Origin of the sequence: Nocardia sp. NPDC052566 (assembly GCF_044547285.1) — a bacterium.
In the GTDB taxonomy this organism is placed as follows: Bacteria; Actinomycetota; Actinomycetes; order Mycobacteriales; family Mycobacteriaceae; genus Nocardia.
Genome location: NZ_JBIUAF010000001.1, coordinates 1,596,723 through 1,609,931, shown reverse-complemented (window position 1 = coordinate 1,609,931; position 13,209 = coordinate 1,596,723). Strand labels below are relative to the sequence as shown.

The following is a 13,209-nucleotide window of genomic DNA, read 5'->3' as shown; positions in this document are numbered from 1 at the left end:
AGGTCGCGGCCGGGGTCTCGGGGGAAATCGGTCAGCGGAGGGACGCCGTGACCGGCGGCGGCTGGAAGCATTTCCGGTATGTCCGGCGAAATCGTGCGCGCCGCACCGGCTTCCGTGCGGCGGATCGCGGAGGTCGACGCGCTGCGCGGGTTCGCGCTGTTCGGCATCCTCATCACCAATGTCGTCGTCGCCACCTCCCTCTGGTCCTTCGGCGGCGCCGAGGACGCGCCGCGGCCGACCTTCGACGGTGCCGCCGACCACGCGGTGACCGCGGTGGTCGACGCGTTGTTCGCCGGACGGTTCTATCTGCTGTTCGCGTTCCTGTTCGGCTACTCGTTCACCTTGCAGATCGCCGCGGCCGAACGCGCGGGCGTCTCGGCCAACCGGCGGCTGATGCGCCGATGCGCGGCGCTGCTGGCGATCGGCCTCGCGCATGTGTTCCTCCTGTGGATCGGCGACATTCTCACCCTGTACGCCGGGTTGTGCCTGATCCTGATCCTGCTGCGCAAGCTGCGGCCGCGTACCGCGGTGATCGTCGGCGCGGTGCTGTACGTGGTGTGGTCGGGCTGGGCGTTCCTCGGTGACGGCGCGGGACTCACCGGCCTGGTCGGCATCCTCGACTTCGGCGAAATCCACGCGGGCTATACCGGCGGTTTCGCCGATACGTTCGCTATCCAGTTGCGGACCGCTCCGGTGTTCCTGATCCTCATCTGGTTCACCCAGAGCGTGACCAGCCTCGGATTGTTCCTCCTGGGGATGGCCGCGGGGAAGCGCGGCTTGCTCGAGGACCGGGAGGCGTTGCGGCAGTGGGCGCCTCGCGTGCTCATCGGTGGACTGGCGGTCGGCCTGCCGATCTCGGCGGTCACCTACCTCGGTGCGGCGACCGGCTGGCGCCCGCCCTGGTTCTGGTACGGCCTGCAGGAGCTGATCAACCCGCTGATGACCTTCGCCTACATGGCAGGGATCATCATGCTCGGCCAGCGGGCGAACACCGCACGGCTGGTGGCCTGGCTGGCCCCCGCGGGCCGTATGGCCGCGTCGAACTACATCGCCCAGTCGGTGGTGTTGATGGTGATCTACACCGGATACGGCTTCGCCCTCGCCGACAAGGTGCCCCCGGCCGCGGTCATCGCGATCGCACTCGTCACCTACGCCGCACAGCTCGTCCTGAGCCGCCGGTGGCTGCGCACCCATCAATACGGCCCCGTCGAATGGGTACTCCGCTCCGCCACGTACCTCGCCATCCCCGCCTGGCGGCGCGAGAATTCATGATCATCGCGTGATGAGGGCGCGATAGGTGTGGAACGCGGGCTTCGGGGCGTAGGTGTCGGTGGTGAGGCCGAGCTGGGCGGTGGGTTCTGGTGCGCTGGAGTCGGCATCGCGCAGGCCGACCAGTTCGTAGTGGGTGATCTGGTACTTCGGAGCGAGGTCGATGATCGTCCGGATCATCTGGTCCAGGCTGGCGGCCTGGCGCTCTGGCGTGCGCTCCGGTCCGGCCGGGCTGCCGTTTTCGGCGATGTGGATCGGCACGTTGCCGAGATGTGCTGCGGGGAGACTGTTTTCGCGCAGGTGGCGAAGCGCGTGCGCGGTGAGGTCGACGATATTGCCCGGCTCGCCCGGCGGCGCGACCGGCGAGAACGCGTCGGGGTACAGCCCGAGCCCGACGTAGTCGACGAGATCGGCGAATCCGGGCACCCCCGCCAGGTGCTGCCAGAATGCCGAATCGCCGCCGAGCCATTCCGGCGGTTCGGCCACCGAGAAGCCGAGTTCGATTGCGGTGTGGCCGAGTTCGTCGAGCCGCGCGCGAGCGTGCGCCATCCCCTGGGTGAGCGCGTCGAGCACGCCGGGCGAGCTGCCATCGATCCACGGGATCGGGAAGTTCGGTTCCAGCGTGATCTGCAGATAGCGCACGATCGGCCCGTAGCGCTCGAGCACCCGATCGATGAATGCCAGCCAGCCCGGGATATCGGCGGCGGCGGGCAGGTAGCACAGCACGAGATCGAGCTGCCTACCCTCGCTGGTGTACCACGCATCGGGCATGGTGAGCGCCCGCAGCTCGCGCTCCGGATCGACGACCGCGAGGCGCTCGGGCTCCGGCGTCGCGCCGAGGTAGTGCACGTACTCGCGCACCACAAGCGGCTTCCCGCCACGCAATTCGTCGACCAGCCGCTCGATCGCCGCCGGATCGTCCTGCGCCGTACCGATACTCGTTCCCACCTGACTCGCGACATACAGCCCGAACATCATCTCCGCACCCATCCCACCACCCTACGATTTGTCACGCCTGTTGCGGGATCGTCCCTGGACGACGGCCGGGAGCGGGCGGGCTACGGCGTCGGCTCATGGGTGTCAGCCGACCAGTACCTCGATGAGGCGGTCGGCGAATTCGGTGGGGGCGTCGGTGAAACCACTGTGGCCGCCGGGAAATTCGGTGAGTGGGATGCCGAGTTGCTCGGCCAGGGTGGCGGCCGGGCGGTAGGGGAGGTGGCCGCGGGTTTCGACGCCCGCGGCCAGTACCAGGCGGTCGGCATGCGGGGTGAGGGCGGTGACATCGGGGAGGTAGGAGGTGATCGGGCGTAGTTCGTGCGCCATCATCAAGGGGCCGTTCGCTATCAGCCGATCGATCATGGCGGCGAGACGGGGTGGCAGCGTTGCCGGGTCGGGCATGCCTTTCATGGTTCCGCCGATGCCCTCGACGAAACGGGCCGAGGCCGCCGCGATGCCCTCGGTGTGGAACAGCGTCGACACCTCCTCTATCCAGACCCGATGCTGTTCGGCGTCGGGCAGCATCGCGAAACAGGGCGGCTCGTGGGCGACTACACGCCGGACCTGCTCGGGATGGTGTGCCAGCAGGTCGATGCCGACGATCGCGCCGCCGCTGCCACCGAAGAGATACGCGGAATCGCCTGCGGGCAACAGATGTTCGAGCAGACGGTGCACATCGTCGCGGAACACCTCGACGCGCTGGTCGACGGGTTCGGGGGAGTCGAGCACGCTGTGCGAATAACCGCGCGGGTCGATGGCGGCGACGGTGAAGTGCTCGGCGAGCGGGTCGGCGATGAAGTCGAAGACGACCGCGTCGCCACCGCTGCCCGGCAGCAGTAGAAGCAGTGGGCCGCTACCGCGCACCTCGTAGTGCAGCGTGGCGCCAGGGACCTTCAGTGTCTCGGTTCGCATCTTCCACTTCCTCATCGCAGGAAACCTAATCATCATAGTTTATAAACTATGCCTATTAGGTTTTGCAATGTCGGCACCGACCGATGAGTTCGCGGACCGGCCCCGGTCTACACAACCGAACACTTCGGACCCTGCAAGGAGGCTTTATGAACCCCACCTCGACCACGCCCGTGACCGCGCGGACGCTCGAGGTCCCCGGCGCACGGCTGCACTTCGAGGTGCGCGGCGCGGGATCCCTCGTGGTACTCGTCGGTGCGCCGATGGTCGCCGCGGCCTTCGCGCCGCTGGCCGACCTCCTCGCCGCCGGGCACACCGTGCTCACCACCGACCCGCGCGGCGTCGGCGCCAGCGTGCTCGACGACCCGGCGCAGGACTCGACCCCCGAACTGCGCGCCGACGATCTGGCCAGGCTGATCACCCACCTCGACGCGGGCCCGGCCGTGGTGTTCGGCTCCAGCGGTGGCGCGGTGACCGCGCTGGCGCTGGCACAGGCCAGACCCGATCTGGTCACCAAGGTGATCGCGCACGAACCCCCGCTGGTCGAACTGCTCGACGACCGTGCCGAAATGCGTAAGCAGACAGAGGATCTCGTCGCCATCTATCAGAGCGGTGACGTGCTCGGCGCCTGGCGGAAGTTCTTCGGCGACGCCGGTATCGAGCTGCCGGAACAGGCGCTCGAGCAGATGTTCGGCGGCGACCGCGATCCCGCGCAGGTCGCCGACGAGAGCTTCTGGTTCAACCACGAAATCCGTGGCTCCACCTTCTGGCAGCCCGATCTCGAGCGGCTGCGTGCGGTGTCGGCGCGCCTGGTGATCGGTATCGGTGAGACCTCGACGGGCCAGACCTGCGACCGCACCTCCCGCGCGCTCGCGGACCTGCTCGGCCTCACCCCGACGATGTTCCCCGGCGATCACACCGGATTCGTCGGCGAGCCCGACATCTTCGACCACCGTCTTCGGGCGGTCCTCGGGGATTGAACGAGCGAAGGGACCTGGGCGCGCGGGGCACGCCCAGGTCCTCGTCGTTACGTGAGGCCCCGGATGAACTCGGCGAGATACTGGCCGCTGTAATCGGGTTTGCCGTTGTTCTGCACCGCCGCGGCGCCGATCGAATCGACATGGGTGTAGCCGGGCAGCGTTTCGATCTGCGCGGTCGGCGGCGCGGGCAGCCAGTTGCCGACACCGTACTGCACGACGCTGTCGCCGGCGTAGACCACGAAGTACGGCTTGGTGCGACTCATGTTGTGGTAGCGCAGGTTCACCATGTCACCCCCGCGCGCGCCACCGAGCGCCGCCGCGATATCGACGACAACGCGCAGCGGAAAATAGGTCTCCCAGTAGGCGAACGGCGCACCGGTGCCCAATTGGCGTGCCACCTCGCGGATATCGGCGACCTCCCGATTCGGCGCGGTCCACGGCACGCCGACCACGTCGTTGTAGTTGCGCCAGGTGTAGAGCACACTGCGATCGGTCGGCGCGACCCTGACCTGCGGGCCCGCCGACATCCGCATGTAGTTGCCGATCACCGGAACCTGGGTCACCACAGCGGGATTCGGGAAGGTCTTCTCCTGCACCGGACCACCCGACAGCGCGCCGACACCCTGCTGCAGCAGCGCGAAGTTGCCGGAATTGTTGTCGATGAACGTGCCGAGCAGCGCGGTGTTGGTGAAGCGGTAGTCGCGGATGGTGCCCTCACCGTTGGCGCCGCCGGTGGCGACCGCGGCCCAGCTCTGGCCGAACATGGTCGTCAGCGTGGCCTCGACCTCGGGATCGTGGATATGGGCCAGCAGTTGGCTTTCCGCATCCGGCTCGAGATGCGCCGCCAGTCCGGCCAGCCGGTACAGCATCATCGCCTTGGTGCCGATCACCGGCGTCGGGCCGAGGGTGCGCAGCGGCAGCAGGCCGGAGTCGAAACCGGCCTTCAGCGCGCCGTTGGCGGGTCCGACGATCGCGTCGGTGATATCGCGGAAGAACGGAGTGTTCTGGATCGCCGCGGGATCGGAGGACACCATGGTGTCCTGGGCGGCGAACGCCGCGCACTGGTTGAAGCCCGCGTCGGACTGGGTGGCGGGGTTGCCGTCGAAATCCCAGTCCGAGAACATCCCGGTGACCATGCCGCCCATGGAGATTCCGGTGCAGATGTACTTGCGTTGCCGCGCGGCCTGATCCGGCATCTCGTGCAGCATCATCTCGTACTGGTCGCGCAGCACTCGCTCCGCGCCCATCACATCGAGCAGGTGCAGATCGGCGGAGGTCTTGAAACCGGGGAAGATTCGGCCGTCGATCGGCTTGCCGCCGAAGTAGTAGTCGACGGCGTCGAGGTAGTTGCCGGTGCGCAGCGCCTCGTCGAACCCGGTGGTCTCGTCCAGGCAGGAGCTGCGCCGGCCGAGCGCCCAGAATTCGATGCTGCGGCCGAGCGATTTCGCTGAGCGCACCGTATTGGCCGCCACCCCATCGGAATTCACGGCACCACCGCCGAATCCCTGCTGCTGCACCACGACCGCGTCGGCATCGCGCGACTGCTCGGGCCCGCCCGCGGGACGGTAGCGCAGATACCCGGCGCGGTCGCAGGATTCGGGGTGCGCGGGGGCGTTGGCGGGCAGCGGCAGCCGGAAGCTGACGTAGGACACCGCGATGCCGTCGCGGGTCGCCAGCTGCTGCTCTTGCCGGTCGGTTGCCACCGTCACCGGCGGCTCCTCGGCCGTCGCGGTGGCGGGCTGCAATGCCGCCGCCGCCACCACCGCAAGCGCGGCGGTGACCGCCCAACCATTCCGTCGGCCCCGATGCCGCACTCCATATTTCACGCACAGTGACGTTTCCAGGGAAAACGGGCCGCATCACTGTGCGATTTGTCAGGAATGGCGGCGGCCGGTCATGCACTTCGACCAATGGCCACCGCCGGTGCATGGCTCGTTGGTGCCGAGCCATGGTGTGGCACGGCCGGGATTGTTACCGCGCACAAAGCTCCTCGATTGCGCGTCGGCTGCTGTCGGGCAGCGGATCCATCCCAGGGGTGAGGTGGGCGCCGGCCACTAGCCCCGTGGTCGGATGTCGCGAAAGCCCGGCGTCGATACGTTTTTCGCATGTATCTGGCACGCATGCTCCACCGGCCGATCCGCCGCACCGCGACGACGATCGCCGCGCTGCTGTTCACCTTCGCGGTCGTGGCCGGTACGGCACATGCGGCACCGGATGAACAGGATCCGGCGCGCGAAGACGTCAGCTTCACCAGTCACGGAGTGACGCTGCACGGCACAGTGTTCACGCCCCGCTCCGGTGCGGGGCCAGCCCCCGCCGTCGTGCTCGTGCACGGTTCGGGACCGGGACCGCGCGCCGAATATGTACCGGAGGCCGAGGCATTCGCGCGCGCGGGCATCGTCACCCTCGCCTTCGACAAGCGGACCGACGGCTACTCCGACTTCGAGCGCGACTATTCGCTGCTCGCCGATGACGCCATCGCCGGTGTGCGGCTGCTCCGCTCGCGCCCCGACGTCGACCCGGCACATGTCGGACTGTGGGGCTTGAGCGAGGGCGGCTGGGTCGCACCGCTGGCCGCCTCGAAGACCCCCGACATAGGTTTTGTCGTCACCATCGGCGGTTCCGGCCACAATCCGCTGCGAACCCAGACCTGGAACCTCGGAAACAAGCTGCGCCACCAGGGTATTCGCGGATCCGAGCTGGACGCGATCACCATGCCCGCCGCCCATTCCCTCGCGGGTACCGGCCTTTTCGCCGAGCACGACCACGATCCGGTACCGGTGCTCGAGCGCCTTCAGGTGCCGATCCTCGGCCTGTGGGGCGAGCACGACACCCTGGTCCCCGGTCCGGAGAGCGCGCGAATCTTCCAGGAGGCGGGGGCCAGGGCCGGAAACCGCTCTGTCACCACACGATTCGTGCCCGGCGCCGGGCACAACGGGCACCTCAGCGCCGACGGGTTCACCTATCAGGGCGGATCGTCCCGCGACGGCGAACCGCGCGGCGCGCTCGGTCCCGGCTACGCCGACGTGATCACCGCATGGATCGGCGAGGTCGCCGCGGGCCGCCCACCACTGTCGAGCGCCGAACCGGCACCGCCGCAGGCCTTCGCCAGCCGCGAGGCGGCCGACGACGCGTGGTACGAAGCGCTTTCGCTGCAGTACACCGTGCTGGTGGCGCTGCTGTTGATCTTCGCCGGATATCCGGCGGCGGCGATCGCACGAGCCACCCGCTTCCCTGCCGACGGCACCAGTCGGACCCGCTCGGTGCGCCGACTGGCCCGCTGGCTGTCCGCGACCGGTTTCCTCGCCGTCTTCGGCACGGTGACATACCTGCTGTGGACCATGGCCGCGGGCGCCAAGGTCGCGGTACCGATCCTGGCCGACCGCAGCATCTACTGGCTCGCAGTGCAGCTCATCGCGCTCGCGGCCGTCGCGCTGACGGTAGTCACCGCCGCGGCATGGTGGCGGGTCCGCGACGAGCTGGTCGGCGCGGTCCGCATCAGGTTGACGCTGTTGCTCCTGGGCGCGGCGGTATTCGTACCGTGGGCCCTGTACTGGCGCGTGCTGCTGCCGTGAACCTCCATGGTATCCGTCGCGGCCGTCGAAACCGCTGCGCTGCAAGGTGATCGGCTCCGCAGAGCGACGACTGCCGCGACCCGTGCGCGTCCGGCGGTCACCCACGGCGAGTTCGGTGCACACTGGCAATCCACGCGGGGCCCATCTCGCGGGACCCGAAAAGGTGTGACAGGCTTGGCCGATGGTGATCATCGGATGAATCGTGGCGTATTGGTGACGGGTGGCTCGTCGGGGATCGGGCGGGCGATCGCCACGGCGTTCGCGCGGTCGGGGGACAGGGTGGCTGTCCACTACTCCTCCCGGCGCGACAACGCGGAGAAGACACTCGCCGGTCTGCCCGGCGAGGGACATGTGCTCGTCGAGGGCGATCTCGTCACCCCGGAGGGGGCCGAAGCCGTTGTCGCGCGGGCGATCGAGGCGCTCGGCACGGTGCACGTGCTGGTAAACAACGCCGCGGTGGTGCTGCCGAGCCCGCTGGCGGAAACCTCGTACGAGGACTGGCAGGAGCAGTGGCGCAAGACCATGGACGTGAACGTCTTCGGCATCGCCAACACGACCTACTGCGTGGCGCGCCACATGATCGACAACGGCATCGCCGGCCGGATCGTGAACATCGGCTCGCGCGGCGCCTTCCGCGGCGAACCCGACCACCCGGCCTACGGTGCGAGCAAAGCCGCCGTGCACGCGCTCGGCCAATCGCTGGCCGCCTCGCTCGCACCGCACGGTATCGCGGTCGCCTCGGTCGCCCCCGGTTTCGTCGCCACCGAGCGCGTTGCCGACAGGGTCACCGACGAAGTGCGGGCCCAGAGCCCGTTCAACCGCGTCGGCAGACCCGAGGAAATCGCCTCGGCGGTGCACTATCTCGCGTCCGCGGAGGCAACCTGGACCTCGGGCGCGGTGCTCGACGTGAACGGTGCTTCCTACCTGCACTGACCGCAGGTCGGCACGCACTGCTGTGCCGACCTCGACACACACGAGCCGCTGATCGCGCCGATACCCTGCACCGGCGGCGGGTCGACGGCACCGAGATCGGACCGAGCAAGCGCGGCAGCAGATCACTCGCCGCGCACGAATCGAGTCGCCGCGCACGAATCCAACCTCGGGTAGCTTGGCGAGGGCAGGACGAGTTGGCCCGGTGGCAAACCCATGGAGTGGTGATGTCCGATCTCGAACAGCATGCGTCGGCCGAGCGTCCAGCGGTGACGAAGTGGTGGGTGCGTCCGGTCCGGTGGGTACTGCTGGCCGTGGCGCTGGTGCTCGGCGTCTACATCGTGCTCGGTCAGCTGCTCGCCATCGTGCCGGTGTCGTGGACATCGCCACTGCTGCACAAGGCGTCGATGCAATCGGCGCTGCTGCAATTCGACTGGGTGCGCGACGTACTCGGGTCATGGAACCTGGTGCTCGCGGCCATCGCGACGGCGGCAGCGCTCGCCGCGGTCCGGCTGCGCCGCACCCGGGTCGCGCGCACGACGACCGCGTTCACCGGCGCCGGATTCGCGGTGAGCCTGATCACCGCGACGATCCTGGTGTTCTCGGTGCATTCGGCGACGGGCTCCTGGTTCCTCTTCGCGCCGACCACACTCGGCGCGGTCGGCGACGCGCCCGACGCCACCGTCACCTATGCGGTCCTCGACGGTCGCGACATGAAGGCCGACATCTACTACCCGACGAACACCACCTCCGCCCCGGCGCCGCTGGTCGTGATGATCCACGGCGGCGGCTTCGTCGCGGGCAACCGCGGCACCAACCCGTACACCAGCTGGCTGGCCGAGCAGGGCTACGCGGTCTTCGACGTCGACTACCGCCTCGCCTCCGATACCGAACACCGGTGGGACACCGAGGACGCCGACGTCGGGTGCGCGATGACCTGGGCGAATGCCCATGCCAAGCAATACAACTGGGATCCCGACCGGGTGGCGACGATCGGCGGTTCGGCGGGCGGTGGCCTTTCGGTGACCACCGCCTACAAAATCAACAACCACGCACTGAAGCCGAGCTGCGGCACCGCCGCCGAACTGCCCCGGGTCAAGACGGTCGTCGGCATCTACCCCGCCGTCGATCTCACCGCCTCCGAGGGCGATACCGGCATCGGCGCCATCCTCGGCCGCCAATACGTCGGCGGTCCGCCCGCGGAGTTCCCGGACCGCTACCGCGCGGTGGACTCCGCCAACCAGATCAGCGCCGACAGCCCGCCGACCCTGCTGGTCACCGGCGGCCGCGATCATCTCGTCTTCGCGAGCAACACCGAACGTTTCGCGCGCAAGCTCGCCGACGCGGGCGTGGTGCACCGCTACGTCGAACTGCCCTTCTACGACCACGGCTACGACGGTTCGCGCCTGACCACCGGCGCGAAGGCGGGCCGCGCACTCATACTGTCGTGGCTGCGCGAGCATCTGTAGAACGTGGCGTCCGATAGCCGCCGGTGCCTGCGCGCCGGGTTGGTGAGACTGGCCGCATGACAACCGATCCGATGTCCGTTCTCACCGGAATGTATGCCGCCGAAGCCGAATACCTCGCCGCGGGCGGACCGGGCAAGGCCTCCTTCGACCTGCTCGCCCCGTACTTCTCCCCGGACATGGTGCTGCACCAAGCCGAGGCGCTGCCCTACGGCGGCACCTGGCGCGGACACGACGGCATGGAACGCTTCTTCCTGGCCATGAGCGAATGCTGGGCCGCCTTCGACCTGCTTGACCAGGACATCCTCGCCACCGGCGATGCCATCGTGGTCCGCACCGTCGTGCGCGCCCGCTCTCGCGCGACCGGCCGCGAACTGACCTTCCCGATCCTGCAGACCATCACCGTCACCGACGGCCGCATCACCGAGGTCTACCCGTTCTACTGGGATACCGCCGCCATCGCCGACATCTGCACCAACCCCTAGTTACGCAGCAGTTCGAACAGCGCGGTAATGCTCTGTCCGCCACGGCCTTCGGCGACGGCGCGGCGCAGCAGCTCGTGCATCGGTGCATGCCAGGACATATCGACACCGGATTCCGTGCCCAGCTGCTCGTCGTTGCCGATCCCCGCGTGGAACACCCCGACCGAGGAGCCGAGCCGGGTGTAGTCACCGGTGGCGATCTCCTCGGCCATGAGCGGCAGCAGCGATTCGATCATCTGGAACCACTTGGTCGTGTAGGGCACCATCGTCCGCACGTCGAGACCACGGGCCGTCAGCACGGCCGCGCCCTCGAAGAATCCGAGCAGCGCGGGCAGCAGCGTCGCGCCGACGGCCGCCTCGTAGAGAGCGGCCAGATCCGGCTCGGCCCCCAGGTACACCACATCGCCGCCGAGCACCCGCAGCGTGTCCGCGTACTCGTCGAAAACCGATCGCGCACCGCCGAAGTACAGCAGCGTATCCGGCAGGCCGACCGCGGCGGGCACGTTCTTGATCGCGCCGCCGAGGAACGCGGCGCCGCGTTCGGTGACCCAGTCCGCGAACTCGCGTGCGTCGGTGGGTGTTCCACTGTTCAGCGTGATCAGGGTGCGCCCGCGCAGCGCCTCGCCCGCATCCGCCAGGCTCGCGCGCGTCGCCGCGAAACTGGTCTGGCAGGCGATGATCAGCCTGCTCGCCGTGATCGCGTCCCCGATGTCATCGGGCCGGACGGCGCCCGCGGCCACCAATGCCTGTGCCCGTTCCGGGCTGCGGTTCCACACCGTCGTCGGATGTCCCGCCGCGAGAAAGGCTTCGGCGAGCGCGTGCCCCATCGAGCCCGTTCCGAGCACGGTCACCGGTGTTCGTTGTTCGGTCATGCGGATTCCCTCCTGAGCGGTTACGAGGGCCAAGTCTGCGTTCGCGCCGAATAACGCCACAAGTACGCACTTTTCGCGGGAATTACCTACGTCGAGGTAAGCAACCAGGTCAGCGCCGCGCGTGCGCCTTGCGCTGTGACGTACTCGGGGCCGGGCCGAGCACCCGGATGAGAAGGTGATCGACGAATCCGAGCGCCGACTCGCGAGTGTGCATGCCCGCGAGAATCGACTGCGTCAGCGCGGCGACGGCGAGGGCGATCAGCTCGGCGTCGAGCTCGGTATCCGGTGCGCCGGGTCGCTCATGGCGCAGCTGCTCGGCCACGATGGTCATCAGCGCCCTTGTCGCGTCGGCGGTGTTGTCCGGTGCGACATCGGATCCGGTGAGCGCGGCCGTGTGAAAGGCATCGAGGACAATCGAATCCTCGCGGCGCGCGTCATCGAGCGGTAGCAGCTCGATCAGTATCGCCCGCAGCGCCGCGCGGCCCGAGGGCTCGGCCCCGAGCGTCGCCATCCGATGCCCGAACCTGGCGCCCGCGTCCTCGATCACGGCGCGCCGCGTGGCGAGCAGCAGCTCCCTTTTGTTGCCGAAGTAGTACTGCACAGTGCGCACCGAGATCCGGGCCGCGGCCGCGACCGATTGGAAGGTGGCGGCGTCGAGCCCGCCGCCCGCGATGACAGTCCGTGCGGCGCCGGTGATTTCCCGTCGCCTCTGCTCGTGATCGGCCAACCGCGGCACATCATCGCCTTTCGCCTCGTCGAGGTTTTGATGGTACGCCCATATCACTTATATGGTACGTTCATACCATCAAAAAGAGAAGGGGAGAGTATGGCGAAGATCGGACGCTTCAAGAGCGACCAGGCACGTGAGACATACGAGGCCGCCTACGCGGCACTGGCGGCCTCCTGGCCGCTGCCTGCGACAGAGCTCGACATTCCGACATCCTTCGGGTCGACGCATGTGCGCCGGTCCGGCTCGGGTTCCGGGACGCCGATCGTGCTGCTGCCCTCGTTCGGCGGCAACGGCTTGTACTGGGACTTCATCGTCGAAGACCTAGCCCGTGATCGCATCGTCTACGCGCCGGACACGATCGGCGTGGCGGGCAAGAGTGTGCAGACCGCGCCGATCGTCGGCGAGGCCGACTTCGCGACTTGGTTCAACGAGGTGATGGCAGGCCTCGGGGTCGGCGACGTCCATCTGCTCGGTCTGTCGCAGGGTGCTTGGCACGCGTCGCTGGTCGCGCTGCACGGCCCGGAGCGCTTGGCGAGTGTCACGCTGATCGAACCGAACGGCATCATCACCAAAATGCGGTGGACCGTCCTGGCGAAGATCCTGCGCTTCGGGATGAACCCCACGGACGAGAAGTGGCGGAAGATGACCGCGTGGCTGACCCCCGGCGTCACCATGAGCGATGCCGAATTCGCGTGTGCGCGGGCCGCACTCGGCTACCAAACCGGACTCGGCTGGTCCAGGGTGCTCGACGATGTCGAACTGCGGTCCATCGCCACGCCGCTGCTGGCGATCTTCGGCGGCGAGTCGGTGGTCTGCGACCCCGAGGCCGCGGTGCGGCGTATCGCCGATCGTGTCCCGAACGCCGACACCGAGATCTATCCCGGCATGGGACACGGTGTGCTCGACCAGATTCCCGAGCAGGTCGTGCCCCGAGTGCTGCACTTCCTGCGACAGCACGATCGTTTGGCCGCGCCTGCCGAGTAGCGCCCTGAATCCTGGC

General features: G+C 68.3%; 12 protein-coding genes. 7 read left to right on the top strand and 5 right to left on the bottom strand.

Translation table 11 applies throughout. From position 1 onward, the window contains the following. Positions 1-78: 78 nt before the first annotated feature. Complete coding sequence (locus ACIG5A_RS06605) at positions 79-1,272, top strand: DUF418 domain-containing protein (protein WP_397238443.1); 1,194 nt, start codon at positions 79-81, stop codon at positions 1,270-1,272. On the opposite strand, the gene ACIG5A_RS06600 is transcribed toward ACIG5A_RS06605, so the two are convergent. Together ACIG5A_RS06600 and ACIG5A_RS06595 are read right to left on the bottom strand one after the other, a co-directional pair. After that, on the bottom strand, positions 1,273-2,259 hold the full coding sequence (locus tag ACIG5A_RS06600; RefSeq protein WP_397238440.1) for a hypothetical protein: 987 nt from the start codon (positions 2,257-2,259) through the stop codon (positions 1,273-1,275). Positions 2,260-2,349: 90 nt separating this feature from the next. Further along, entirely contained in the window at positions 2,350-3,177 is an 828-nt protein-coding gene (locus ACIG5A_RS06595) for an alpha/beta fold hydrolase (RefSeq protein ID WP_397238438.1), read from the bottom strand. Positions 3,178-3,323: 146 nt separating this feature from the next. Between ACIG5A_RS06595 and ACIG5A_RS06590 the strand changes: the two genes are divergently transcribed. Continuing rightward, positions 3,324-4,154: an alpha/beta fold hydrolase gene (locus ACIG5A_RS06590; RefSeq protein WP_397238436.1), complete on the top strand. Its 831-nt coding sequence runs from the start codon at positions 3,324-3,326 to the stop codon at positions 4,152-4,154. 47 nt (positions 4,155-4,201) lie between these two features. Here the strand turns inward: ACIG5A_RS06590 and ACIG5A_RS06585 are convergent, their stop codons facing one another. Beyond that, positions 4,202-5,980, bottom strand: coding sequence for a hypothetical protein (locus tag ACIG5A_RS06585; protein ID WP_397238434.1), 1,779 nt, complete (start codon positions 5,978-5,980; stop codon positions 4,202-4,204). Positions 5,981-6,259: 279 nt separating this feature from the next. On the opposite strand from ACIG5A_RS06585, the gene ACIG5A_RS06580 reads away from it, so the two are divergent. The 4 genes from ACIG5A_RS06580 to ACIG5A_RS06565 all read left to right on the top strand — a co-directional run bounded on the left by ACIG5A_RS06580 (position 6,260) and on the right by ACIG5A_RS06565 (position 10,610). Further along, positions 6,260-7,729, top strand: coding sequence for a prolyl oligopeptidase family serine peptidase (locus ACIG5A_RS06580; protein WP_397238432.1), 1,470 nt, complete (start codon positions 6,260-6,262; stop codon positions 7,727-7,729). Positions 7,730-7,903: 174 nt separating this feature from the next. Then, positions 7,904-8,662 (top strand): SDR family NAD(P)-dependent oxidoreductase, encoded by a 759-nt coding sequence (locus tag ACIG5A_RS06575; RefSeq protein WP_397238430.1) that lies wholly within the window; start codon positions 7,904-7,906, stop codon positions 8,660-8,662. A gap of 224 nt (positions 8,663-8,886) precedes the next feature. After that, entirely contained in the window at positions 8,887-10,128 is a 1,242-nt protein-coding gene (locus ACIG5A_RS06570; protein WP_397238428.1) for an alpha/beta hydrolase, read from the top strand. Between the two features lie 56 nt (positions 10,129-10,184). Next, complete coding sequence (locus ACIG5A_RS06565) at positions 10,185-10,610, top strand: nuclear transport factor 2 family protein (protein ID WP_397238426.1); 426 nt, start codon at positions 10,185-10,187, stop codon at positions 10,608-10,610. Here the strand turns inward: ACIG5A_RS06565 and ACIG5A_RS06560 are convergent. Together ACIG5A_RS06560 and ACIG5A_RS06555 are read right to left on the bottom strand one after the other, a co-directional pair. After that, positions 10,607-11,479 carry an NAD(P)-dependent oxidoreductase gene (locus ACIG5A_RS06560; protein ID WP_397238424.1) on the bottom strand — a complete coding sequence of 291 codons (873 nt, stop codon included), beginning with the start codon at positions 11,477-11,479 and terminating at the stop codon, positions 10,607-10,609. The genes ACIG5A_RS06565 and ACIG5A_RS06560 overlap by 4 nt on opposite strands. 109 nt (positions 11,480-11,588) lie before the next feature. Then, on the bottom strand, positions 11,589-12,263 hold the full coding sequence (locus tag ACIG5A_RS06555; protein ID WP_397238422.1) for a TetR/AcrR family transcriptional regulator: 675 nt from the start codon (positions 12,261-12,263) through the stop codon (positions 11,589-11,591). A gap of 42 nt (positions 12,264-12,305) precedes the next feature. Here ACIG5A_RS06555 and ACIG5A_RS06550 point away from each other — a divergent pair, with 42 nt between their 5' ends. Next, entirely contained in the window at positions 12,306-13,193 is an 888-nt protein-coding gene (locus ACIG5A_RS06550; RefSeq protein ID WP_397238420.1) for an alpha/beta fold hydrolase, read from the top strand. Positions 13,194-13,209 lie beyond the last annotated feature (16 nt).

Bases quoted from the DNA above. Each gene is read 5' to 3' on its own strand.
- ACIG5A_RS06565 (WP_397238426.1), top strand. From the start codon at position 10,185: ATGACAACCGATCCGATGTCCGTTCTCACCGGAATGTATGCCGCCGAA.
- ACIG5A_RS06550 (WP_397238420.1), top strand. From the start codon at position 12,306: ATGGCGAAGATCGGACGCTTCAAGAGCGACCAGGCACGTGAGACATAC.
- ACIG5A_RS06570 (WP_397238428.1), top strand. From the start codon at position 8,887: ATGTCCGATCTCGAACAGCATGCGTCGGCCGAGCGTCCAGCGGTGACG.
- ACIG5A_RS06600 (WP_397238440.1), bottom strand. From the start codon at position 2,259: ATGGGTGCGGAGATGATGTTCGGGCTGTATGTCGCGAGTCAGGTGGGA.
- ACIG5A_RS06590 (WP_397238436.1), top strand. From the start codon at position 3,324: ATGAACCCCACCTCGACCACGCCCGTGACCGCGCGGACGCTCGAGGTC.
- ACIG5A_RS06560 (WP_397238424.1), bottom strand. From the start codon at position 11,479: ATGACCGAACAACGAACACCGGTGACCGTGCTCGGAACGGGCTCGATG.
- ACIG5A_RS06605 (WP_397238443.1), top strand. From the start codon at position 79: ATGTCCGGCGAAATCGTGCGCGCCGCACCGGCTTCCGTGCGGCGGATC.
- ACIG5A_RS06580 (WP_397238432.1), top strand. From the start codon at position 6,260: ATGTATCTGGCACGCATGCTCCACCGGCCGATCCGCCGCACCGCGACG.
- ACIG5A_RS06595 (WP_397238438.1), bottom strand. From the start codon at position 3,177: ATGCGAACCGAGACACTGAAGGTCCCTGGCGCCACGCTGCACTACGAG.